Annotated in this window: 18 protein-coding genes and 1 tRNA gene; 7 read left to right on the forward strand and 12 right to left on the reverse strand. The window is 67.7% G+C overall.

The window, feature by feature from the left end; genetic code table 11:
* Nucleotides 1-60 precede the first annotated feature (60 nt).
* Nucleotides 61-1,839 carry an ABC transporter transmembrane domain-containing protein gene (locus HRJ34_RS05695; protein WP_011951494.1) on the forward strand — a complete coding sequence of 593 codons (1,779 nt, stop codon included), beginning with the start codon at nucleotides 61-63 and terminating at the stop codon, nucleotides 1,837-1,839.
* Between the two features lie 42 nt (nucleotides 1,840-1,881).
* Here the strand turns inward: HRJ34_RS05695 and mmsB are convergent, their stop codons facing one another.
* The 4 genes from mmsB to HRJ34_RS05715 are packed head-to-tail and all read right to left on the reverse strand — an operon-like array spanning nucleotide 1,882 to nucleotide 5,787.
* Complete coding sequence (mmsB, locus tag HRJ34_RS05700; protein WP_208633548.1) at nucleotides 1,882-2,772, reverse strand: 3-hydroxyisobutyrate dehydrogenase; 891 nt, start codon at nucleotides 2,770-2,772, stop codon at nucleotides 1,882-1,884.
* Nucleotides 2,773-2,777: 5 nt separating this feature from the next.
* A complete protein-coding gene (locus HRJ34_RS05705) occupies nucleotides 2,778-3,551 on the reverse strand; it encodes an enoyl-CoA hydratase-related protein (RefSeq protein ID WP_208633549.1) in 774 nt (257 codons plus the stop codon).
* An 11-nt stretch (nucleotides 3,552-3,562) separates the two neighbouring features.
* Complete coding sequence (locus tag HRJ34_RS05710; protein WP_208634329.1) at nucleotides 3,563-4,627, reverse strand: enoyl-CoA hydratase/isomerase family protein; 1,065 nt, start codon at nucleotides 4,625-4,627, stop codon at nucleotides 3,563-3,565.
* A gap of 14 nt (nucleotides 4,628-4,641) precedes the next feature.
* Complete coding sequence (locus HRJ34_RS05715; protein WP_016745397.1) at nucleotides 4,642-5,787, reverse strand: acyl-CoA dehydrogenase family protein; 1,146 nt, start codon at nucleotides 5,785-5,787, stop codon at nucleotides 4,642-4,644.
* Between the two features lie 68 nt (nucleotides 5,788-5,855).
* On the opposite strand from HRJ34_RS05715, the gene HRJ34_RS05720 reads away from it, so the two are divergent.
* Nucleotides 5,856-6,161 (forward strand): GIY-YIG nuclease family protein, encoded by a 306-nt coding sequence (locus HRJ34_RS05720; protein ID WP_226949060.1) that lies wholly within the window; start codon nucleotides 5,856-5,858, stop codon nucleotides 6,159-6,161.
* Between the two features lie 59 nt (nucleotides 6,162-6,220).
* On the opposite strand, the gene HRJ34_RS05725 is transcribed toward HRJ34_RS05720, so the two are convergent.
* Complete coding sequence (locus HRJ34_RS05725) at nucleotides 6,221-7,729, reverse strand: CoA-acylating methylmalonate-semialdehyde dehydrogenase (protein WP_011951500.1); 1,509 nt, start codon at nucleotides 7,727-7,729, stop codon at nucleotides 6,221-6,223.
* 64 nt (nucleotides 7,730-7,793) lie between these two features.
* On the opposite strand from HRJ34_RS05725, the gene HRJ34_RS05730 reads away from it, so the two are divergent.
* The 3 genes from HRJ34_RS05730 (at nucleotide 7,794) to HRJ34_RS05740 (ending at nucleotide 9,968) form a co-directional block, all read left to right on the forward strand.
* On the forward strand, nucleotides 7,794-8,771 hold the full coding sequence (locus tag HRJ34_RS05730; RefSeq protein ID WP_030091138.1) for a LysR family transcriptional regulator: 978 nt from the start codon (nucleotides 7,794-7,796) through the stop codon (nucleotides 8,769-8,771).
* Between the two features lie 115 nt (nucleotides 8,772-8,886).
* Entirely contained in the window at nucleotides 8,887-9,630 is a 744-nt protein-coding gene (locus HRJ34_RS05735; RefSeq protein WP_011951502.1) for a Crp/Fnr family transcriptional regulator, read from the forward strand.
* A 44-nt stretch (nucleotides 9,631-9,674) separates the two neighbouring features.
* Nucleotides 9,675-9,968, forward strand: a complete 294-nt coding sequence (locus HRJ34_RS05740) for a hypothetical protein (protein WP_148218710.1) — start codon at nucleotides 9,675-9,677, stop codon at nucleotides 9,966-9,968.
* Nucleotides 9,969-9,997: 29 nt separating this feature from the next.
* On the opposite strand, the gene HRJ34_RS05745 is transcribed toward HRJ34_RS05740, so the two are convergent.
* From HRJ34_RS05745 to HRJ34_RS05770, 6 genes are all read right to left on the reverse strand, one after another.
* Entirely contained in the window at nucleotides 9,998-10,282 is a 285-nt protein-coding gene (locus tag HRJ34_RS05745; protein ID WP_011951504.1) for a hypothetical protein, read from the reverse strand.
* 225 nt (nucleotides 10,283-10,507) lie between these two features.
* Complete coding sequence (gene gltB / locus HRJ34_RS05750) at nucleotides 10,508-15,046, reverse strand: glutamate synthase large subunit (protein ID WP_226949061.1); 4,539 nt, start codon at nucleotides 15,044-15,046, stop codon at nucleotides 10,508-10,510.
* Nucleotides 15,046-15,747: a DUF2059 domain-containing protein gene (locus HRJ34_RS05755; protein ID WP_208633551.1), complete on the reverse strand. Its 702-nt coding sequence runs from the start codon at nucleotides 15,745-15,747 to the stop codon at nucleotides 15,046-15,048. Before HRJ34_RS05755 ends, gltB begins: the two co-directional genes overlap by 1 nt.
* Nucleotides 15,744-17,201, reverse strand: coding sequence for an NAD(P)-dependent oxidoreductase (locus tag HRJ34_RS05760; RefSeq protein WP_011951507.1), 1,458 nt, complete (start codon nucleotides 17,199-17,201; stop codon nucleotides 15,744-15,746). Before HRJ34_RS05760 ends, HRJ34_RS05755 begins: the two co-directional genes overlap by 4 nt.
* Nucleotides 17,202-17,364: 163 nt before the next feature.
* Nucleotides 17,365-18,165, reverse strand: a complete 801-nt coding sequence (locus HRJ34_RS05765; protein WP_208633552.1) for an undecaprenyl-diphosphate phosphatase — start codon at nucleotides 18,163-18,165, stop codon at nucleotides 17,365-17,367.
* 8 nt (nucleotides 18,166-18,173) lie between these two features.
* Nucleotides 18,174-19,112: an NAD(P)H-binding protein gene (locus HRJ34_RS05770; RefSeq protein ID WP_208633553.1), complete on the reverse strand. Its 939-nt coding sequence runs from the start codon at nucleotides 19,110-19,112 to the stop codon at nucleotides 18,174-18,176.
* A gap of 101 nt (nucleotides 19,113-19,213) precedes the next feature.
* Between HRJ34_RS05770 and HRJ34_RS05775 the strand changes: the two genes are divergently transcribed.
* Together HRJ34_RS05775 and HRJ34_RS05780 are read left to right on the forward strand one after the other, a co-directional pair.
* Nucleotides 19,214-19,300 (forward strand) — tRNA-Leu (locus HRJ34_RS05775).
* Nucleotides 19,301-19,471: 171 nt separating this feature from the next.
* Complete coding sequence (locus HRJ34_RS05780; protein WP_011951510.1) at nucleotides 19,472-20,725, forward strand: tyrosine-type recombinase/integrase; 1,254 nt, start codon at nucleotides 19,472-19,474, stop codon at nucleotides 20,723-20,725.
* Here the strand turns inward: HRJ34_RS05780 and HRJ34_RS05785 are convergent.
* Nucleotides 20,697-20,879, reverse strand: coding sequence for a helix-turn-helix domain-containing protein (locus HRJ34_RS05785; RefSeq protein ID WP_041379511.1), 183 nt, complete (start codon nucleotides 20,877-20,879; stop codon nucleotides 20,697-20,699). The genes HRJ34_RS05780 and HRJ34_RS05785 overlap by 29 nt on opposite strands.
* Nucleotides 20,880-20,888: the final 9 nt, after the last annotated feature.

Genomic DNA, 20,888 nt, shown 5'->3' on the forward strand with positions numbered 1-20,888 from the left:
ATAAGCTTGCCGTCGCCAGCGCAATTGAGATGCGCGAGGCAAATTGCTAGGGCGCGCGTCATGGCACGGCGCGACCCGAATCCCGAGACGTCCGAGCGCAAGCTCGGCGAGTTGACGATGATCTGGCGCTTCGCGCGCCGCTATCCGGGAAGGATCGCCGCGGCGCTGGCCGCGCTGGTGGTCGCCGCCTGCGCGACGCTGGCCATCCCCGGCGGCTTCCGGCTGGTGATCGACAAGGGCTTCATCGCCTCGGGCGGCGACGTCGGTCCCTATTTCCACTATCTGCTGCTGATCGTCCTGGTGCTGTCGCTGGCGACCGCGACCCGCTTCTACTTCGTCTCGTGGATGGGCGAGCGCGTCGTCGCCGACATCAGGATCGCGGTGCAGGCCAACCTGCTCCGCCTCGCGCCGCGCTTCTTCGAGGAGAACCGGCCGTCGGAGATCGCGTCGCGCCTGACCGCCGACACCGCGATCATCGAGCAGGTGGTAGGCACGACCGTGTCGGTCGCGCTGCGCAACATCGTGCTGGCGATCGGCGGGATCATCTACCTGTTCGCGATCGCGCCCAAGCTGGCGGCGATGCTGCTGCTGGGAATCCCGGTGGTGATGCTGCCGGTGATCCTGATGGGCCGGCGGCTGCGCAACCTGTCGCGCAGCACGCAGGACCGGATCGCCGATGTCGGCGCCACCGTCTCCGAGACGCTGCGCGCGATGAAGATCGTCCAGGGCTTCAACCAGGAATCGCGCGAGGCCGAGCGCTTCGGCGCGGTGGTCGGCAGCAGCTTCGACACCGCGCGGCGGCGCATCCGCACCCGCGCGGTGATGACCGCGATCATCATCGGGCTGATCTTCGGATCGATCACGATGGTGATGTGGCAGGGCGCGATCGACGTCGCGAACGGCCGGCTGTCGGGCGGCTCGATCGCCGCCTTCATCCTGACCGGCGGCCTCGTCGCCGGCGCGTTCGGCGCGCTGGCCGAGGTCTATGGCGACATCGTCCGCGCGGCCGGCGCCGCGGCGCGATTGTCCGAACTGCTGACCGCCGAGGCCGAGATCAAGGCGCCGCCCAAGCCGATCGCCCTGCCCCAGCCTCCGCGCGGCCGGCTGAGCTTCGACCATGTCGGCTTCCGCTACCCGACCCGGCCGGAGATGCTCGCGCTCGACGACGTCAGCTTCACCGTCGAGCCCGGCGAGATGGTCGCGGTGGTCGGCCCGTCGGGGGCCGGCAAGTCGACGATCCTGCAACTGGCGCAGCGCTTCTACGACCCCGAAAGCGGCGCGATCCGGCTCGACGGGATCGCCCTGCCCGATGCCGACCCGGCCGACATCCGCGCCCGGATCGCGGTGGTGCCGCAGGAGACGGTGCTGTTCGGCGCCTCGGCGCGCGACAATCTTCGCTACGGCCGCTGGGATGCCGACGACGACGCGATCTGGGCCGCGGCGGAGGCCGCCAACGCCGCCTCCTTCCTGCGCGCGCTTCCGGACGGGCTCGACAGCTTCCTCGGCGAAGCGGGCGCGCGCCTGTCGGGCGGCCAGCGCCAGCGCATCGCCATCGCCCGCGCGATCCTGCGCGACGCGCCGCTGCTGCTGCTCGACGAGGCGACCTCGGCGCTCGACGCCGAATCCGAGCGGCTGGTGCAGGACGCGCTCGACCGGCTGATGAAGGAGCGCACGACCATCGTCATCGCCCACCGGCTGGCGACGGTGCGGGCCGCCGACCGGATCATCGTGATGGACCAGGGCCGGATCGTCGAACAGGGCGACCATGCGACGCTGAGCGCGCAGGGCGGCCTCTACGCGCGGCTGGCGCGGCTCCAGTTCAACGACGTAGCGGCATGATCGAGAATCCCCCCTCCCTTTCCAGGGAGGGGAGATCAGAGCTCAGACCCTGTAGCTGCCGTCGAGCAGCTTGATGATCGCCGAGAAGTCCTTGCCGGCGCCGCCGAGGTTGGCGAAGGCCTGGTAGAGGCTTTCGGCATGGCCGCCCATCGGCACGCTGGCGCCGACGCCCTGCGCCGCCTCGACCGCGAGCTTGAGGTCCTTGAGCATCAGGCCCGCCGCGAACCCGCCGTCATAGCCGTTGTCGGCCGGGCTCTGCGGGCCGACGCCGGGGACCGGGCAATAGCTGGTCATCGACCAGCTCTGCCCGCTCGCCTTGGACGAGATGTCGTAGAAGGTCTGGAGGTCGAGGCCGAGCTTGCTCGCGAGCGCGAAGGCCTCGCAGGTCGCGACCATCGTCGCGCCGAGGATCATGTTGTTGACGATCTTCGCCGCCTGGCCCGAACCGGCGCCGCCGGCATGGATCACCGCCTTGCCCATCAGCGCGAGCACCGGCTCGGCGCGGGCGAAATGCTCGGCGCTGCCGCCGACCATGAAGGTCAGCGTGCCGCCATTGGCGGCGGCGATGCCGCCCGAGACGGGGGCGTCGACCATCGCCAGCCCCTTGGCCGCCGCCGCGCCGTTGACGGCGCGCGCCGAGGCGACGTCGATCGTCGAGCAATCGATCAGCAGCGCCGAGGGCGGCACCGATCCGAACACGTCATTCTCATAGACCGCGCGGACATGCTGGCCCGCCGGCAACATGCTGACGACATATTCGGCGTCCTTGACCGCTTCGGCCGCCGATCCGGCGGCGACGCACCCCGCCGCCACGGCGCGGTCGAGCGCCTCCTTCGACAGGTCGAAGGCGCGCACGTCATGGCCCTTCTTCGCCAGATTGGCGGCCATGCCGCCGCCCATATTGCCGAGCCCGATGAAACCGATCGTCGCCATGATGCTCACTTTCCTTTCCAGACGCCGGGGCGCTTCTCGACGAAGGCGGCCATGCCCTCGGCCTTGTCGTCGGTGGCGCACAGGCCGTTGAAGCTGCGGCGCTCGAACAGCAGGCCGTGGTGGAGGCCGGTCTCGAAGGCGGCGTTGACCGCCTCCTTGTTGGCGATGGCGGCGAGCGGCGGCATCGCGGCGATCGCCTGCGCCATCTTCATCGCCTCGTCCATCAGATCGGCGAGCGGCACGACCTTGCTGCACAGATTGGCGCGCTCGGCCTCGGTCGCGTCCATCATCCGGCCGGTCAGGCACATGTCCATCGCCTTCGACTTGCCGACCGCGCGGGTGAGCCGCTGCGACCCGCCCATGCCGGGGCAGACGCCGAGCTTGATCTCGGGCTGGCCGAAGCGGGCATTGTCGGCGGCGATCATGATGTCGGCCATCATCGCCAGCTCGCAGCCGCCGCCCAGCGCGAAGCCCGCCACCGCCGCGATCCACGGCTTGCGCGTCCCGGTGACCTTGCTCCAGTCGGCGAAGAAGTCCTCGCCGAACATCTCGGCATAGCCCTTCTCCTGCATCTGCTTGATGTCGGCGCCGGCCGCGAACGCCTTCTCGCTGCCGGTCAGGATCGCGCAGCGCTGGTCCGGATCGGCATCGAACGCCCGGAACGCGACGATCAGGTCGGCCAGCACCTGCGTGTTGAGCGCGTTCAGCGCTTGCGGACGGTTCAGCCGGATGACCGTGACCGGCCCCTGGGTCTCGACGAGGATCGTTTCATAGGACATGGGCGAACCTTTCAGGCGTTGGGCAGAGGCGTCCACGCCTCGGACGGCGGGAGCGGCGCGAAGATTGCGTCGATGTCGGCATCGCTGACGCCCGCCGCGGTCGGTGGGTTCCAGCGCGGCGCATTGTCCTTGTCGACGATCAGGGCGCGAACCCCCTCGACGATGTCGGGCCGCTGGATGACGCGGACGACGACCGCATATTCCATCGCCATCTCCTCGGCGAAATCGTCGATCCGCGCGGATTCGGCGAGCAGGCGGAGCACCACCTTGCAGGCCTGGGGCGACTTGGTCCCGAGCGTCTTCAGCGTCGCCAGCGCCCAGTCGCCGCCGTCGGCGGCGAGCGCCGCGACGATGTCCTCATAGCGGTCCGATGCGAACAGCCGGTCGATATCGGCCTGCCGGTCGAGGATCGGCGCGGGCGGCACCGCCGAGACCGCGCTGCGCAGCGCCGCGTCGACCGCCCCCGGATTGCCGAGGATCGCCGCCTTCAGCGCCTCGATACCGTCGCTTTCGACATAATGGGTGCCCAGCGCCAGGGCGAGGCATTCGGCGCCGTTGAGGCGGGCGCCGGTCAGCCCGACATATTGGCCCATGCGGCCCGGCATCCGCGACAGATAGCGGCCGCCGCCGACATCGGTGAACAGGCCGATGCCCGTTTCCGGCATCGCGTACATCGTCCGCTCGGTGACGACGCGGATCGAGCAGGGCTGCGAGATGCCGACGCCGCCGCCCATGGTGATGCCGTCCATGAAGGCGATGGTCGGCTTGGCATAGGTGAACAGCAGATGGTTGAGGCGATATTCCTCATGGAAGAAGGCGCGCCCTTCCGAACCGTCGCCCTTGGCGCTCTCGGCGATGTGGCGGATGTCGCCGCCGGCGCAGAAGCCCCTGCCCTCGGCATGGTCGATCATCACCAGGTCGACCGCATCGTCGGTCGCCCAGGCGGTGAGCGCGCCGATCATCGCGGTGCAGATCGGGTGGGTCAGCGCGTGGATCGCCTTGGGCCGGTTGAGGCGGATGCGGCCGGTCCGCCCCTCCACGAAGATCAGGACGTCGTCATTCACCGGATTGGTCATCGGCACTGGATCGGTCATTGGCGCAGCAGCTCCCGGCTGGTGATCATCCGCATGATCTCGTTGGTTCCTTCGAGGATCCGGTGGACGCGCAGGTCGCGCCAGAAACGCTCGATCGGATAATCCTGCAGATAACCGTAGCCGCCGTGAAGCTGAAGCGCGCGATCGACCACGGCCGATCCGGTGTCGGTCGCGAAGCGCTTGGCCATCGCCGCGAAGCGGGTCTTGTCGGGAGCGTTGGCGGTCACCTTGGCGGCGGCGGCGTAGAGCAGCATGCGGGCGGCCTGCAACTCGGTCTCCATGTCGGCCAGGGTGAACTGGATCGACTGGAAATCGGCGATCGGCTGGCCGAACTGCTTGCGCTCCCTGGTATAGGAGACCGACTCGTCGAGGCAGCGCTGGGCGCCGCCGAGCGAGCAGGCGCCGATGTTGAGACGGCCGCCGTCGAGCCCCATCATCGCGATGCGGAACCCCTCCCCCTCGCCGCCGACGCGGTTGGCGACCGGTACGCGGACGCCGTCGAAATTGACCTGGGCGGTCGGCTGCGAATGCCAGCCCAGCTTCTTCTCCTGCGCGCCGAAGCTGACGCCGGGCATGTCCTTGTCGATGACCAGGCAAGAAATGCCCTTGGGCCCGTCCTCGCCGGTGCGGACCATGACGACATAGACCTCGTTCTCGCCGCCGCCCGAGATGAAGGCCTTGGAGCCGCTGACGACATAGTCGTCGCCGTCGCGCACCGCGCGGGTCTTGAGCGCCGCCGCGTCCGAGCCCGAGCCCGGCTCGGTCAGGCAATAGGACCCCATCCGGTGGCAGGCGATCATGTCGGGCAGATAGCGGCCCTTGAGATCGTCCGAACCGAAGCGGTCGATCATCCAGGCGGCCATGTTGTGGATCGAGATGAACGCCGAGGTCGACGGACAGCCATAGGCCATCGCTTCCATGATCAGCGCCGCCTCGAGCCGGCCGAGACCGATCCCGCCGGCTTCCTCCGACACATAGATGCCGCCGAAGCCGAGCGCCGCGGCGGCCTGGATCGTCTCGCGCGGGAAGATGTGCTTCTCGTCCCACTCGGCCGCGTGCGGGGTGATCGCGTCGGCGGTGAATTTCCGCGCCATCTCCTGGATGGCGCGCTGGTCATCGGTCAGTTCGAACTGATCGGTCATGGGTTGACCCTGGCTCCTACTCCGTCATGCTGAACTTGATTCAGCATCCATTGCCGCAACGGTCGATCATGGAACGCAACCCCTGCGTCTATATCCTCGCCAGCGGGCGCCACGGCACGATCTACATCGGCGTCACCAGCGATCTGATGACCCGCCTTCACCAACATCGGACCAAGGCTATTCCCGGTTTCACGTCGCGCTACAATGTCTTCCGTCTGGTATATTTCGAGATGTTCGACGACATGCCGACCGCCATCCATCGCGAGAAGCAACTCAAGGCTTGGCGCCGCGACTGGAAGATCGCCCTGGTCGAGGAGCACAATCCCTTCTGGGAGGATCGCGCCCTCGACCTCGGCTTTCCCCGACCGGCGTAGCGCGAATGGATGCTGACGTTCGTCAGCATGACGATTCCATCCGCGTTCCACCGGCTGCATCACCCCATGGTCGGGATGACGAAAGCGCTGTCGCCCGAGGCGCCGCCGTCGGGCCAGCGCTGCGTCACCGTCTTCACCTTGGTGAAGAACTTCACGCCTTCCATGCCGTGCTGGTTGGTGTCGCCGAAGCCCGAGCGCTTCCATCCGCCGAAGGTGTGATAGGCGACCGGCACCGGGATCGGCACGTTGATGCCGACCATGCCGACGTTGACGCGCGCCGCGAACTCGCGCGCGGCATGGCCGTTGCGGGTGAACAGCGCGACGCCGTTGCCATACTGGTGCTGGCTCGGCAGCGCGAGCGCCTCCTCGAAATTGGCGGCGCGGACGATCTGCAGCACCGGGCCGAAGATCTCCTCCTGATAGCTGCGCATCGTCGGCTTGACGTGGTCGAACAGGGTCGGGCCGACGAAAAAGCCCTTCTCGTGCCCCTGCAGCGTGAAGCCCCGGCCGTCGACGACCAGTTCGGCGCCCTCGTCGACGCCCATCTGGATATAGCTCTCGATCTTCGCCTTGTGCGCGGCGGTGACGACCGGGCCGTAATGCGCCTCCTTGTCGGTCGACACGCCGACGCGCAGCGCCTCGATCGCCGGGATCAGCTTGGCGCGCAGGCGATCGGCGGTGTCCTGGCCGACCGGCACGACGACCGGCAGCGCCATGCAGCGCTCGCCCGCCGAGCCGAAGGCCGCGCCCGCGAGGTCGTTGACGACCTGGTCCAGGTCGGCGTCGGGCATGACGATGCCGTGGTTCTTGGCGCCGCCCATCGCCTGGACGCGCTTGCCGGCGGCGACGCCGCGCTGATAGACATAATGGGCGATGTCGGACGAGCCGACGAAGCTGACCGCCTTGATCTCGGGATGGTCGAGGATCGCGTCGACCATCACCTTGTCGCCCTGCACGACCTGCAGGATGCCGTCGGGAAGGCCGGCCTCCTTCATCAGCTCGGCGAGGCGGACCGGCACCGAGGGATCGCGCTCCGACGGCTTGAGGATGAAGGCGTTGCCGACCGCGATGGCGACGCCGAACATCCACATCGGGATCATCGCCGGGAAGTTGAACGGGGTGATCCCCGCGACGATGCCGAGCGGCTGGCGCATCGAATAGACGTCGATGCCGGGGCCGGCGCCGATCGTGAACTCGCCCTTCAGGACGTGCGGGATGCCGCAGGCGAACTCGATCACCTCGAGCCCGCGCTGGACGTCGCCGCGGGCGTCGGCGATCACCTTGCCATGTTCGGAGGAGAGGAGGTGCGCCAGCTCCTCCATGTTCTTCTCGACCAGTTCCTTGAAGCGAAACATCACCCGCGCGCGGCGCTGCGGGTTGGTGGCGGCCCAGCCCGGCTGCGCCGCATTGGCGAGCGCGACCGCCTTGTCGAGGTCGGCCTGCGCGCCGAGCGCGACGCGCGCCTGGACGACGCCGTTGTTGGGATCGAACACATCGCTGAAACGGGTGGCGGGGCTGGTGGAGCCGTCCGCGAAGAAATGGGAAATTTCCCGCACCTGGGTGGCCATGATTTGCTCTCCTGCGTGTCGCGCCGTCCATCGGCCCGCGCCGCCCGACTGGCAAGGCCTTGCCATGCAGCCCAAGGCTGCAATAATGCAGGCAATGCACTGGGACGACCTACAATTTTTCCTGTCGCTGGCGCGGACCGGCCTGCTGACCATCGCGGCGCGACAGCTCGACGTCGATGCGACGACGGTGGGCCGGCGCATCCGCCGGCTCGAACGCAGCCTGGGCGGACAGACATTGTTCGTGCAGGGCCGCGACGGCCATGTCCTGACCGAGGCGGGCCGCCGCCTGCTCGCCCGCGTCGAGACGATCGAGCGCGAGGCCGACGCGATCGCCGGCGGCGGCGACCAGGCCGACGGCGAGGACGTGCGCGGCCATTTGCGGGTCAGCGCCTCGGAGGGGTTCGGCACCTGGATGGTGGCGCATCATCTGGGCGAGTTCGCCGGCGCCCATCCGCACCTTTCGATCGACCTCGCCGCGAACAGCGGCTTCCTCGATCCGTCGCGGCGCGAGGCCGACGTCGCGATCCTGCTCGCCCGCCCCCAGCGCGGGCCGCTGATCACCAAGAAGCTGTCCGACTACCGGCTGCGCCTCTATGCGGCCCGCGCCTATCTCGACCGGCACCCGCCGATCGCGGCGCGCGGCGACCTGCCCGCGCACCGGATGATCGGCTATGTCCCCGACCTGCTCTATTCGCCCGAGCTCAACTATCTCGACGAGCTCGGCCCGGCGGTCGAGGCACGGCTGCGCTCCTCGTCGATCAACGCGCAATATCGGATGGTCGCGGCGGGATCGGGGATCGGGGTGCTGCCCTGCTTCATCGGCGACCGGGACGGTGCGCTCGTCCGGGTGCTGCCGGAGGTCGCGATCACGCGCTCCTTCTGGCTCGTGACCCATCAGGACAGCCGCCACCTGCCCCGCACCGCGCTGTTCGTCGAATGGCTGTCGGCCCTGATGCTGCGGCAGCGGAGCCGCCTGCTCGGCGAATCCGACGGAATCGTGGCGACCGCCACCCTTCCATCGCCTCTTCAGGGCCAGGCATAAGCCTCGATAAAAACGCGATTTTCGTTTCGGTCGCCAATTTTTTTCGGCATCCCTTCTGTTGCGAAGTGAACAAGCACGGAGGTGCAACGTTTCATACCGACCAGTGGAGTTGAGTATGATCGAACGCGAAACCGTCCTGCAGAACCGCTTGCTCGGCGCTCTCAAGCCCGACGATCTGGACCTGCTGATGCCGTCCTTCACCCTTCATGAATTCGCCCCGGGCAAGATCCTTCAGGAAGCCGGGACCGATGTCCGCTATTCCTGGTTCCCGCTCGGCGACGCAGCCGCCTCCTTCGTCGTCGCCGCGGACGCCAACCATCTGGTCGACGCCGCCCTGATCGGACGGGAAGGCGCGATCTGCGGGCTGGTGTCGTCGGGCCGGCTGCCCGCCTATGCCCGCGCCCATGTCCAGTTCGGCGGCCGTTTCCTGCGCCTGCCGCTGTCGGCGCTCGCCCAGGCGCGGCAGCAGTCGCCGAGCATCGCCCATTGGATGTCGCGCTATGCCGACTGCCTGGTCGCTCAGCTCTTCCAGTCGGCGGCGTGCAACGCGTCGCACACCATCGCCCAGCGGCTGTCGCGCTGGCTGCTCGCCACGCGCGACCGCATCTGCCGCGACGAGATCGCCATCACCCAGGAACAGCTCGGCGAGATGCTCGGCGTCGGCCGCAGCTTCATCAACCGCTCGCTGCGCCAGCTTGGCGTGAAGGGCATCCTCAGTTCGCGGCGGCGGCGGATCGTGATCATGGACGTCGAACAGCTCCACGCCATCGCCTGTGGCTGCAACGAACGCATCCGCGAGCATTTCGATCAGGTGCTGGCAGGGGTCTACCCGCATGACGCCGACATGGTCGCCGCCTGACATCGATGCGCCGCCCGCCGGGCGGACGCCATGAGGAGAAGGACATGAAGACTATTTTCCTGGGAGGCGCCACGGCCGCCCTCGCCCTGATCGCGGCCGCGGCGGCGGCCCAGCCCGCCGGTTCGTCCGCCGGCGCGGGGGCCTCACCCGACAGCGCTGCGACTTCGACGGCAGCGGGCATGGACTCGACCGCGCAGACGCCCCTCGCCCCCGGCAGCGACATGAAGCGCGCGACGCGCAAGTCGCGGCGCGATGCGACCGGGACGGCCGGTGCCGGCATGGGCGGCGAAGCGACCGTCCGATCGGATGCCGGGAACCGAACGCCGGACGGCAAGTAAAAGCCGGATATCCCCTCGCGGTATCGGGATCAGCGGTGGCGATCGCCGCCCGCGACGGCGGACCAGCCCGCCACGACGATGAGGAAAGCGAGGTCGGCGGCGAGGATGCCGATCGCGAGCGACTCGGTTGCCCGCGCGGCGAGATAGCCGGGAACGACGAAGAACAGGATCGCGAGCAGCACCGCGAGGAAACGCAGCATCGGCCGCTGCGGCTTCGCGGGGCGGCGGAGGATGCCGTGGTGCATCGCCGGAGCAAGAGCGACCGCCTTGGCGGGGCCGCTGGAAGGCGGCAGATCGGGTTGCAGAAACGCCATCGACTTTGTCCATCGTGCCGATCGCGACCACCGCGATCCCTGTTGCCCACCCCATATAGGGAGCCCGCGTACCGATCGGTACACCCCATATGGCAACACAGCGTTTACGATTTTTGACGTTTCGATGGAGTGACGGCGCTCACAGCGCGACGGAATCCCGAAAAAAGAAGGACCCGGAAGCCATGGAGCTTCCGGGTCCCGTCCGAACCGCATCAGGTCCGACGCCTATTCGGCGGCGACGATCTCCGCCTCGCTATCGCTGAGCGGATAGTCGAGCCGGTCGACCATCTCCTTCGGGCAGACCTGCCAGATGCGGTCGCGCCAGCGATCCCAGTCGTCGAGGACGCTGTGCGCCCATTTGCTGTCGGTGCGCTCGGCATGTTCGGCGATCAGCGCCTTGCAGCGCATCTCCCAGCGGACCGAGCCGAGCCGCTGCCAGACGATGCTGTCCGGATTGGCGTTGCGCTCGAAATCGCCATGCTCGTCGAGCACGAACGCCATGCCGCCGGTCATGCCCGCGCCGAAATTGGCGCCGACCCGGCCGAGGATCACCGCGATGCCGCCGGTCATATATTCGCAGCCATTGGCGCCGCAGCCCTCGACCACCACGGTCGCGCCCGAGTTGCGGACCGCGAAGCGCTCGCCCGCCTGCCCCGCCGCGAACAGCTTGCCCGCGGTGGCGCCGTAGAGGACGGTGTTGCCGATGATCGTGTTCGATCGCGTCTCCAGCGGCGACGACACCATCGGGCGGACCGCGATGATCGCGCCCGACAGGCCCTTGCCGACATAGTCGTTGGCGTCGCCGAACACCTCCAGCGTGATGCCCTTGACCGCGAAGGCGCCGAGCGACTGGCCGGCCGATCCGCGCAGGCGGATATGGACATGGCCGTCGGCGAGCGAGGACATGCCGTAACGCCTGGTGATCTCCGCCGAGAAGCGCGTGCCGACCGCGCGGTGCGTGTTGCGCACCGTATAGGTGAGCTGCATCTTCTCGCGCCGCTCGAACACCGCCTTGGCGTCCTCGATCATCTGCGCGTCGAGGCTGTCGGGCACCTCGTTGCGGAAGGTCGGGATGTTGAAGCGGCGCTTCTCCTCGGGCGCGTCGACCTTGGCGAGCACCGGGTTGAGGTCGAGATCATCGAGATGCTCGGCGCCGCGGCTGACCTGGCGAAGCAGCTCGGTGCGGCCGATGATCTCGTCCAATGAGCGGACGCCGAGCTTGGCGAGGATCTCGCGCACCTCCTCGGCGATGAAGGTCATCAGGTTGATCACCTTCTCCGGCGTGCCGACGAACTTCTTCCGCAGCGCCTCGTCTTGGGTGCAGACGCCGACGGGGCAGGTGTTCGAATGGCACTGGCGCACCATGATGCAGCCCATCGCGACCAGCGACAGCGTGCCGATGCCGAACTCCTCCGCGCCCAGGATCGCGGCGACGACGATGTCGCGCCCGGTCTTGAGGCCGCCGTCGGTGCGCAGCTTGACCCGGTGGCGCAGGCCATTGAGCGTCAGCACCTGGTTGGTCTCGCTCAGCCCCATCTCCCAAGGCGTGCCGGCATATTTGACCGAGGTCTGCGGCGACGCGCCGGTGCCGCCGACATGGCCGGCGACCAGGATGACGTCCGCATGCGCCTTGGCGACGCCCGCCGCGACCGTGCCGATGCCCGCCGAACTGACCAGCTTCACGCACACCCGCGCGCTCGGGTTGATCTGCTTCAGGTCGTAGATGAGCTGCGCCAGATCCTCGATCGAGTAGATGTCGTGGTGCGGCGGCGGCGAGATCAGCGTCACGCCCGGCGTCGAATGGCGCAGCCGCGCGATCATCTCGGTCACCTTGAAGCCGGGAAGCTGGCCGCCCTCGCCGGGCTTGGCGCCCTGCGCGACCTTGATCTCCAGCTCCTCGGCGGCGCCGAGATATTCGGCGGTGACGCCGAAGCGGCCCGAGGCGACCTGCTTGATCACCGAATTGGCGTTGTCGCCATTGGCATAGGGGGTGTAGCGGCTCCTGTCCTCGCCGCCCTCGCCCGACACCGCCTTGGCGCCGATCCGGTTCATCGCGATCGCCAGCGTCTCGTGCGCCTCGGGGCTGAGCGCGCCCAGCGACATGCCCGGCGTCACGAAGCGCTTGCGGATCTCGGTGATCGGCTCGACCGAGTCGATCGCTATCCCCTCGCGCGCCCAGTTGAACTCGAGCAGGTCGCGCAGATAGACCGGCGGCAGGTCGCGCACCCCGCGCGAGAATTGCAGATAGGTCGAATAGCTGTCGGTCGCGACCGAGGTCTGCAGCAGGTGCATCAGCTGCGCCGAATAGGCATGCGCCTCCCCGCCCGCGCGCTGCTTGTAGAAGCCGCCGACCGGCAGCGACACGACCACGTCGTCGAACGCCGCCTCGTGCCGCTCGATCAGGTTGAACTGGAGCGAGTTGAAGCCCTCGCCCGAGATCTTCGCCGGCATGCCGGGGAAGAAGTCGTTGACCAGCGCGCGGCTGAGGCCGACCGCCTCGAAATTATAGCCGCCGCGATAGCTGGAGATCACCGCGATCCCCATCTTCGACATGATCTTGAGCAGGCCGTCGTCGATCGCCTTGCGGTGCCGTTTCAGGCATTCGTCGAGGCTGCGCTCGCCGAACAGGCCGCGCGCATGGCGATCGGCGATCGCCGCCTCCGCCAGATAGGCGTTCACCGTCGTCGCGCCGACGCCGACCAGCACCGCATAATAATGGGTGTCGAGGCATTCGGACGAGCGGACGTTGACCGACGCATAGGAGCGCAGCCCCTTGCGGACGAGGTGGGTGTGGACCGCCGCCGCCGCCAGGATCATCGCGATGCCGACCCGGTCGGGCCCGACATGCTCGTCGGTCAGGAACAGCTCGGCCTTGCCCTCGCGCACCGCGGTCTCGGCCTCGGCGCGGACGCGGGCGATCGCCTGGCGCAGCGCGTCGGGCCCGCCATGGACGTCGAAGGTGCAGTCGATCTCGGCCGCCTGGGCGCCGAAATGGTCCTTCAGCATCCGCCAGTCGCGGCAGTGGAGCACCGGGCTTTCGAGCACCAGCACGTCGGCCTGCTGCCCCTCATTGTCGAGGATGTTGGCGAGGTTGCCGAAACGGGTCTTGAGGCTCATCACCTGCGTCTCGCGCAGGCTGTCGATCGGCGGGTTGGTGACCTGGCTGAAATTCTGCCGGAAGAAATGGCTGATCAGCCGTCCGTTGTCGGAGATGACCGCGAGCGGCGTGTCGTCGCCCATCGATCCGACCGCCTCCTTGGCGTCCTCGACCTGCGGGCTGAGGATCAGCTCCATGTCCTCCAGCGTCTGCCCGGCCGCGACCTGGCGGCGCAGCAGCTCGGCGCGCGGCCAGCGCGGGATCATGTCCTCGGCCGGGCGCGGCAGGTCGGCCGGGGTGCGGAAGTTCCTGACCCACTCGCCATAGGGCTTCTCGGCGGCGATCTTGTCCTTGATCTCGGCGTCGCCGTAGATCCGTCCCTCGTCGAGGTCGATCGCGATCATCTGGCCCGGCCCCATCCGGCCCTTGGCGATGATCGTGCTTTCGGGGACGACGACCATGCCGGTCTCCGACCCGACGATCAGCAGGTTGTCGGCGGTCCGCGTGGTGCGCAGCGGCCGCAGCGCGTTGCGGTCGACGCCGGCCACCGCCCAGCGGCCGTCGGTCATCGCCAGCGCGGCGGGGCCGTCCCACGGCTCCATCACCGATCCGATATAGCTGTACATCGCCCGGCGCGCCTCGGGCACGTCGGCGCTGTGCTGCCACGCCTCGGGCACCAGCATCAGCTTCGCGGTCGGCGCGTCGCGGCCCGAGCGGCAGATCGTCTCGAACACCGCGTCGAGCGCCGCCGTATCGGAGGCGCCCGCCGGGATCAGCGGCTTGATCTCGTCCGAATGCTCGCCGAAGGCGAGGCTGGCCATCTTGATCTCGTGGCTCTTCATCCAGTTCTTGTTGCCGCGGATCGTGTTGATCTCGCCATTGTGCGCGAGCGACCGGAACGGCTGCGCCAGCCACCACTGCGGGAAGGTGTTGGTCGAATAGCGCTGGTGGAAGATCGCGACCCGGCTGACGAAGCGCTCGTCCTTCAGGTCGGGATAGAAGACCGACAGCTCCTCGGCGAGGAACAGCCCCTTGTAGACGATCGAGCGCGCCGACAGCGAGCAGATGTAGAAGCCCTGGATCTGCGCCTCGATCACCTTGCGCTCGATGCGGCGGCGGATCAGGTAGAGATTCTTCTCGAACTCCTCGAGGCTCATCTCGTCGGGCATCGGCCCGGCGATCATGATCTGCTCGATCTCGGGGCGGGTCTGCAGCGCCTTCTCGCCGATCACCGACACGTCGACCGGCACCTGGCGCCAGCCATAGATGGTGTAGCCGAAATCGATGATCTCGCTCTCGACGATCGTGCGACAGGTCTCCTGCGCGCCGAGGTCGGTGCGCGGCAGGAACACCATGCCGACCGCCAGGCGGTTCGGGCGCGGCTTGTGGCCGGCATGCTCGATCGCGTCGTCGAAGAAGCGGATCGGCAGGTCGACATGGATGCCGGCGCCGTCGCCGGTCTTGCCGTCGGCGTCCACCGCGCCGCGGTGCCACACCGCCTTCAGCGCGTCGATCGCGGCGGCGACGACGCGGCGCGACGGCTTGCCGTCGGTCGCCGCGACGAGGCCGACGCCGCAGGCGTCGCCCTCATAGTCGGGGCGGTACATGCCCTCGCGGGCGAGGCGCTCGCGTTCGGCGGACATCCAGTCGTTCTCGGTGTGGTTCATCACTTCACCTTCTCGGGGGCCGCCCCCAGCAACTCGGCGAGCCGTTTCTTCTCGTCAGCCGATAATTCCTTCATGTCTCGCGGTTTCGGCAGGCTCGCAGTGGCCGCTTCGGCCTTTTTCATTATGCCGGGCATCGCTCCCATCATTTCGGGAACCATCGCCTTCATACGGTCCGCAAAGATGGGATCGGTCTGGATCGTCATCGATTGTTCCGCAAAAGTCCGCCCAGTCGGTGTCTGGAAGAAGGCGTCAATTTCTCGAAGCTGCTTCTCGTCGAAACGGGTCGCGTAGACTTCCGCCATCGCCTCCCTGAAAGTCGGCTCCATCCCGGTCATCATCCGTCCTAGCTCGGCCCCGATGACACGGGCCCCGATCTGTGAGCGTTCCCGATAGGCCGGATCCACAATAGTCATGATGTCACGCAAGGTTCCCGGTCCAAGCGCTGCGATCTTGTCAGGCTTTTCGTTAGAAAAGTTCGCAATCGATCGGATCGGTACATTCATCATGCCGTCCATCATCGAGCTCATCAGCCCGTCCATCATGCTACCCATCACCTTCTCGAAGGTACCATCGGGCAGCATGCGAGCGGCGACAGACCTGGCCATCATCAGACGGCCGGCCTCTGAAGCCGAGGCCGGGACCTGTGCCAGCGCCGGCGACGCCAGCGCAATCGCGGCCGCCGTCAGCATCGCGCGCATCATGCCGCCACCTTCCCGGCCGCCAGCTCGACCCGCTCCGCCTTCGCCTTCAGATAGGCGTGCATCCGCACTGCGACGTCGCGGCCGTCGCGGATCGCCCAGACCACCAGGCTGGCGCCGCGGACGATGTCGCCCGCCGCGAACACGCCTTCGAGCGAGGTCTGCATCGTCTTGTGGTCGACCCTGAGCGTGCCCCAGCGGGTCACCGACAGCTCGGGCGCGCCGAACATGCCCGGCAGGTCCTCAGGATCGAAGCCGAGCGCCTTGATCACCAGATCGGCCTCGATCCGGAACTCGCTGCCCGGATCGGGCTCGGGGGTGCGGCGGCCCGACATGTCGGGCTCGCCGAGCCGCATCCGGATCGCGCGGACGCCGCCGACCGTCTCGCCGCCGTCGAACGCCTCGGGCGCGGACAGCCAGACGAACTCGACGCCTTCCTCCTCGGCATTCTTCGTCTCGCGCTGCGAGCCCGGCATGTTCGCCCGGTCGCGGCGATAGAGGCACTTCACCGAGGCGGCGCCCTGGCGGATCGCGGTGCGGACGCAGTCCATCGCCGTGTCGCCGCCGCCGATCACGACGACATTCTTGCCCTTCGCATCGAGCGGCCCCTCGTCGAACGCCGGCACCGCATCGCCGAACCCCTTGCGGTTCGACGCGGTGAGATAGTCGAGCGCCTCGACGATGCCGGGCGCGCCGACGCCGGGCGCCTTGATCGCGCGCGGCTTGTAGACGCCGGTAGCGATCAGGATGGCGTCGTGGCGGTCGCGCAGCTCGTCGAGCGTGGCGTCGCGGCCGACCTCGAAATCCTGGTGGAAGACGATGCCGGCGTCGATCAGCCGCTGCACCCGGCGCTGGACGACAGGCTTCTCCAGCTTGAAGCCGGGGATGCCGTAGGTCAGCAGGCCGCCGGCGCGGTCGTGCCGGTCATAGACATGGACGTCATAGCCGCGCGCGCGCATCAGCTCGGCGACGGTGAGACCCGCCGGGCCCGCGCCGATCACGCCGACCGACTGGCCCCTTGCCGGGCCGACCTGCACCGGCTCGACCCAGCCGCGCTCCCAGGCGGTGTCGGTGATGTACTTCTCGACCGAGCCGATCGTCACCGCGCCGTGCCCCGAGAATTCGATCACGCAATTGCCCTCGCACAGCCGGTCCTGCGGGCAGATGCGGCCGCAGATCTCGGGCATGGTCGAGGTCGCGTTCGACAGCTCATAGGCCTCGCGCAGCCGCCCCTCGGTGGTCAGGCGCAGCCAGTCGGGGATATGGTTGTGGAGCGGGCAATGCGTCGAGCAATAGGGGACGCCGCACTGCGAGCAGCGCGACGCCTGCTCGCCAGCCTTGTCGTCCGAATAGCGCGCCGCGATCTCGCCGAAATCGGCGATGCGCGCATCGGCCTCGCGCTTGGGCGGGAACGCCTGTCCCACGCCCACGAATTTCAGCATCGGCTCGTTCGCCATGGCAAATGCCCTCCACGTTCGGGAGGCGCATTTCTCACAATCGCAGCCCTGAGTCACGCGCATTCCGCGTAATAAGTCAGCTTAACTTACCTATTATTTGTGGAAACCATCGCAAGATATGAACGGATAGGCAGAAACTCTTCAATATAGGTCCGATTTGAGACTATCTTGCCAGGAGCCAGATCAGCGCCGCCGTGCCGGCGATGATTCGATACCAGGCGAACGGCGCGAAACCATGCCTGGTCACGACGCCGAGGAACCAGCGGATCACCAGCATCGCGACGATGAAGGAGACGACGAAGCCGATCGCGATCGCCGTGGCCTGGGCATCGCCGAGCTCGTGCCGCGTCTTCCACAGCGCCAGCGTCGTGGCCCCCAGCATCGTCGGGATGGCGAGGAAGAAGCTGTATTCGGCCGCCGTACGCCGCTCGACCCCCAGGGTCAGCGCGCCCATGATGGTGGCGCCCGAGCGGCTGACGCCCGGGATCATCGACAGGCACTGGACCAGCCCGACGCCGAACGACGTCCTGAGCGACATGCCCTCGACGCTGTCGCAGGTCGGGCTGCGGACCAGCCGCTCGATCACCAGGATCGCGATGCCGCCGAGGATCAGCGCGACCGCGACGATGATCGGGGTGTTGAGCATCGCCTTGATCGCGCCATAGGCGACCGCGCCGATCACCGCCGACGGCAGGAAGCCGACCAGCACGTTGCGGGTGAAGCGGATCGCCGCCGGGTCGCGGCGGCCGAGCCCGGCGAGCACCGCGGCGAAGCGTTCGCGATAGAGCACGACGACGGCGAGGATCGCGCCGAGCTGGATGACGATGTCGAAGGTCTCGGTGCCTTGCGGCACCTTCATGACCTCCCCGGCGAGGATCAGGTGCCCGGTCGACGATACGGGCAGGAATTCGGTCAACCCCTCGACGATGCCGAGGAGGACGATCGACAGCAGCGACATCTCCATGGGTGGCGTCAGGCCGCGGGCTTGGTCTGCGAGGCGAAGCGGCCGTGCGGCCGGTAGCGGACCAGCCAGGCGGGCGCGACCGCCTCCATCGGCGCGGGCTTGATGCCGAACGCCTCGATCCCCTTGGCGCCGGGCGTCACGACATTGTCGGCCTGCAGCATCCGCCACTGGTCGCGGGTGATCGGCGCGCCGGGCAGGATGCCGGCAACGGTGGCGAGGAGGCCGCCGATCGAATCGGGGATCGGCACGAAGGTCGGGTTGTGGCCGGTCGCGCGGGCGAGCCAGGCGTTGAGCTCGGCCATCGTCACCACCTCGGGCCCGCCGAGTTCGTAGGTCTTGCCGGCATGGGCGCCGGGATCGAGCGCCGCGGCGGCGATCGCGCGGGCGACGTCGGCGACCCAGACCGGCTGGAACTTCACCGCGCCGCGCAGCACCGGCACGAACGGCGCCGACTGCATCGCCGCGAAGCGGTTGAGGAAGCCGTCCTCCGACCCGAACACGATCGAGGGACGGATGATGGTGGCGTCGGCGAAGGCGGCGCGCACGGCGGCCTCGCCCTGCCCCTTGCTGCGGCCATAGGCCGAGGGCGATTCGGGATCGGCGCCGATCGCCGAGACATGGACGAGCGATTCGGCGCCCGCCGCCTTCGCCGCCGCCGCGACATGGGCGGCGCCCTTGCGATGGATCGAATCGAAGTCGCCCTTGAGGATGCCGACCAGGTTGATCACCGAATCGGCCCCGGCGACCGCGGCGGCGACGGTGGCCGGCTTGGTGACGGAGGCCGGGACGAACTGCGTCTGGCCCAGGCCGCCCAGCGGTTTCAGGAACCAGGCGTCCGACGGATCGCGCTCCGCGACGCGGACGCGGGCGCCCGCCTTGAGCAGCTCCTGCGCGACATAGCGGCCCAAAAACCCACCCCCGCCGAACAGCGTGACAAGACGGCTCATCCTCAGAATCCCTTGATGTTCAGATGAACTCGCATTGCCCTGCACGGAAGCTGTTGACAAGGCACAAGGAGCGCCGCTATCCGCCCGGCCTCACCCCGGATGCCCAGGTGGTGGAATTGGTAGACGCGCTGGCTTCAGGTGCCAGTGGCCGCAAGGCCGTGGAGGTTCGAGTCCTCTCCTGGGCACCAAGTGGTTTCCGAGCATGATCGGGAACGACCGCTAAGCGGCTGGTTTTACGGTATAAATCCGAAGATTCTCGTCAGCCTTTGACCGGGCTGAACCGCGTAAAACCGCCTCCTGCCGCCTCATTTTGGTGGTCCATTTGGTGGTCCGCGATCAGCCCATTTTGGAGCTGATTCATGCCACTTACCCACATCCAGATCGCCGCCGCCAAGGCCTCAAATGGTGCTCTAAAGCTCTCCGACGGGAGAGGACTCACACTTGTCGTTCAGCCCTCGGGCTCGAAGGTCTGGCGCCTCAAATATCGGTACGAGGGAAAGCAGAAAACACTGCACCTGGGGCATTGGCCCAAGGTGGGGATCAGCGAGGCCCGCATCCGGCGAGAAGACGCCCGCAAGCTGATTGAGGAAGGCACCGATCCCGCCCTCGTCAAGCGCTTCGGACCCGTCGCAGCCAAGGTCAAGATCGTGGCCGGCAACAGCTTCCGCGCCGTCGCCGAGGAGTGGCTGGAGAAATGCGAGCGCGAGGGCCTGTCCCAAGTCACGCTCAACAAGATCCGCTGGTTGCTCGACAAGGCCTATCCTGCGCTCGGATCCAAGCCGATCGAGGTCATCCGCCCGTTGGACGCCCTTGCCGTGCTTAAGAAGCTTGAAGCTGAAGGCATTCTCGAATCGGCGCGGCGCCTGCGTAGTGTCCTGAGCCGCATCTTCCGCTTCGCCGTGGCCACCGGTCGGATTGAGCGCGATGTCGCGGCCGACCTGCGCGGCGCGATCGCGACGCCCAAGGGCAAGAATCTCGCGGCGATCACGACCGCCCGCGAAGCGGGCGTGCTGCTGCGCGCGATCGAGAATTATAGCGGTCATGAGATCACCGCGATCGCGCTCGAATGCTCGGCCCACCTGTTCGTCCGTCCCGGCGAACTGCGCCAGGCCGAATGGCCCGAGTTAGACGCCGACGAGGCGATCTGGGCCATCCCGCCCGAAAAAACCAAAATGCGGCGCCCGCATTGGGTGCCGCTGTCGCGGCAGATGATGGAGAAGCTGCACCGGCTCCATGACCTGACCGGCGGCGGCAAATATCTGTTTCCCTGTCTGGGAAACGACGACATGCCGATGTCCGAGAATACCGTAAACTTGGCGCTGCGTCGGCTCGGCTTCGGGCAGGATCAGATGACGGCCCATGGGTTCCGGGCGATGGCAGCCACCCTCCTCAATGAGTCCGGCCAGTGGCATCCCGATGCGATCGAGCGGCAGCTGGCGCATATCGAGACCAACGAGGTTCGACGAGCTTACACCCGCGGCGAATATTGGCCCGAGCGCGTACGGATGATGCAATGGTGGTCGGACCATATCGAGGAGCTGCGCCGAGCACCGCTCGTCCAGCGCGGCTCCTTCGGATCGGTCCCTACTCCTCCTGTCCGATTAGTTTCTTGAGGTTTTTATAGGGAATGAGAGTAGACCGGCCGATCTTGACGATCTCGAGATCGCCGGCCTCGATCAGCTCGTAAATGCGCGTCTTACCGAGACCCAGCAGCTCGGCAGCGACCGTGACCCGGACGGCCAACGGCTCCAATGTGCCGTTGGCCAACCGCGGGAG

The sequence above is a fragment of the Rhizorhabdus wittichii genome (genome assembly GCF_017607425.1).
In the GTDB taxonomy this organism is placed as follows: domain Bacteria; phylum Pseudomonadota; class Alphaproteobacteria; order Sphingomonadales; family Sphingomonadaceae; genus Rhizorhabdus; species Rhizorhabdus wittichii.

Coding starts and splice junctions, on each gene's coding strand:
- HRJ34_RS05695 (WP_011951494.1), top strand. CDS start 61: ATGGCACGGCGCGACCCGAATCCCGAGACGTCCGAGCGCAAGCTCGGC.
- mmsB (WP_208633548.1), bottom strand. CDS start 2,772: ATGGCGACGATCGGTTTCATCGGGCTCGGCAATATGGGCGGCGGCATG.
- HRJ34_RS05705 (WP_208633549.1), bottom strand. CDS start 3,551: ATGTCCTATGAAACGATCCTCGTCGAGACCCAGGGGCCGGTCACGGTC.
- HRJ34_RS05710 (WP_208634329.1), bottom strand. CDS start 4,627: ATGACCAATCCGGTGAATGACGACGTCCTGATCTTCGTGGAGGGGCGG.
- HRJ34_RS05715 (WP_016745397.1), bottom strand. CDS start 5,787: ATGACCGATCAGTTCGAACTGACCGATGACCAGCGCGCCATCCAGGAG.
- HRJ34_RS05720 (WP_226949060.1), top strand. CDS start 5,856: ATGGAACGCAACCCCTGCGTCTATATCCTCGCCAGCGGGCGCCACGGC.
- HRJ34_RS05725 (WP_011951500.1), bottom strand. CDS start 7,729: ATGGCCACCCAGGTGCGGGAAATTTCCCATTTCTTCGCGGACGGCTCC.
- HRJ34_RS05730 (WP_030091138.1), top strand. CDS start 7,794: ATGCAGCCCAAGGCTGCAATAATGCAGGCAATGCACTGGGACGACCTA.
- HRJ34_RS05735 (WP_011951502.1), top strand. CDS start 8,887: ATGATCGAACGCGAAACCGTCCTGCAGAACCGCTTGCTCGGCGCTCTC.
- HRJ34_RS05740 (WP_148218710.1), top strand. CDS start 9,675: ATGAAGACTATTTTCCTGGGAGGCGCCACGGCCGCCCTCGCCCTGATC.
- HRJ34_RS05745 (WP_011951504.1), bottom strand. CDS start 10,282: ATGGCGTTTCTGCAACCCGATCTGCCGCCTTCCAGCGGCCCCGCCAAG.
- gltB (WP_226949061.1), bottom strand. CDS start 15,046: ATGAACCACACCGAGAACGACTGGATGTCCGCCGAACGCGAGCGCCTC.
- HRJ34_RS05755 (WP_208633551.1), bottom strand. CDS start 15,747: ATGATGCGCGCGATGCTGACGGCGGCCGCGATTGCGCTGGCGTCGCCG.
- HRJ34_RS05760 (WP_011951507.1), bottom strand. CDS start 17,201: ATGGCGAACGAGCCGATGCTGAAATTCGTGGGCGTGGGACAGGCGTTC.
- HRJ34_RS05765 (WP_208633552.1), bottom strand. CDS start 18,165: ATGGAGATGTCGCTGCTGTCGATCGTCCTCCTCGGCATCGTCGAGGGG.
- HRJ34_RS05770 (WP_208633553.1), bottom strand. CDS start 19,112: ATGAGCCGTCTTGTCACGCTGTTCGGCGGGGGTGGGTTTTTGGGCCGC.
- HRJ34_RS05780 (WP_011951510.1), top strand. CDS start 19,472: ATGCCACTTACCCACATCCAGATCGCCGCCGCCAAGGCCTCAAATGGT.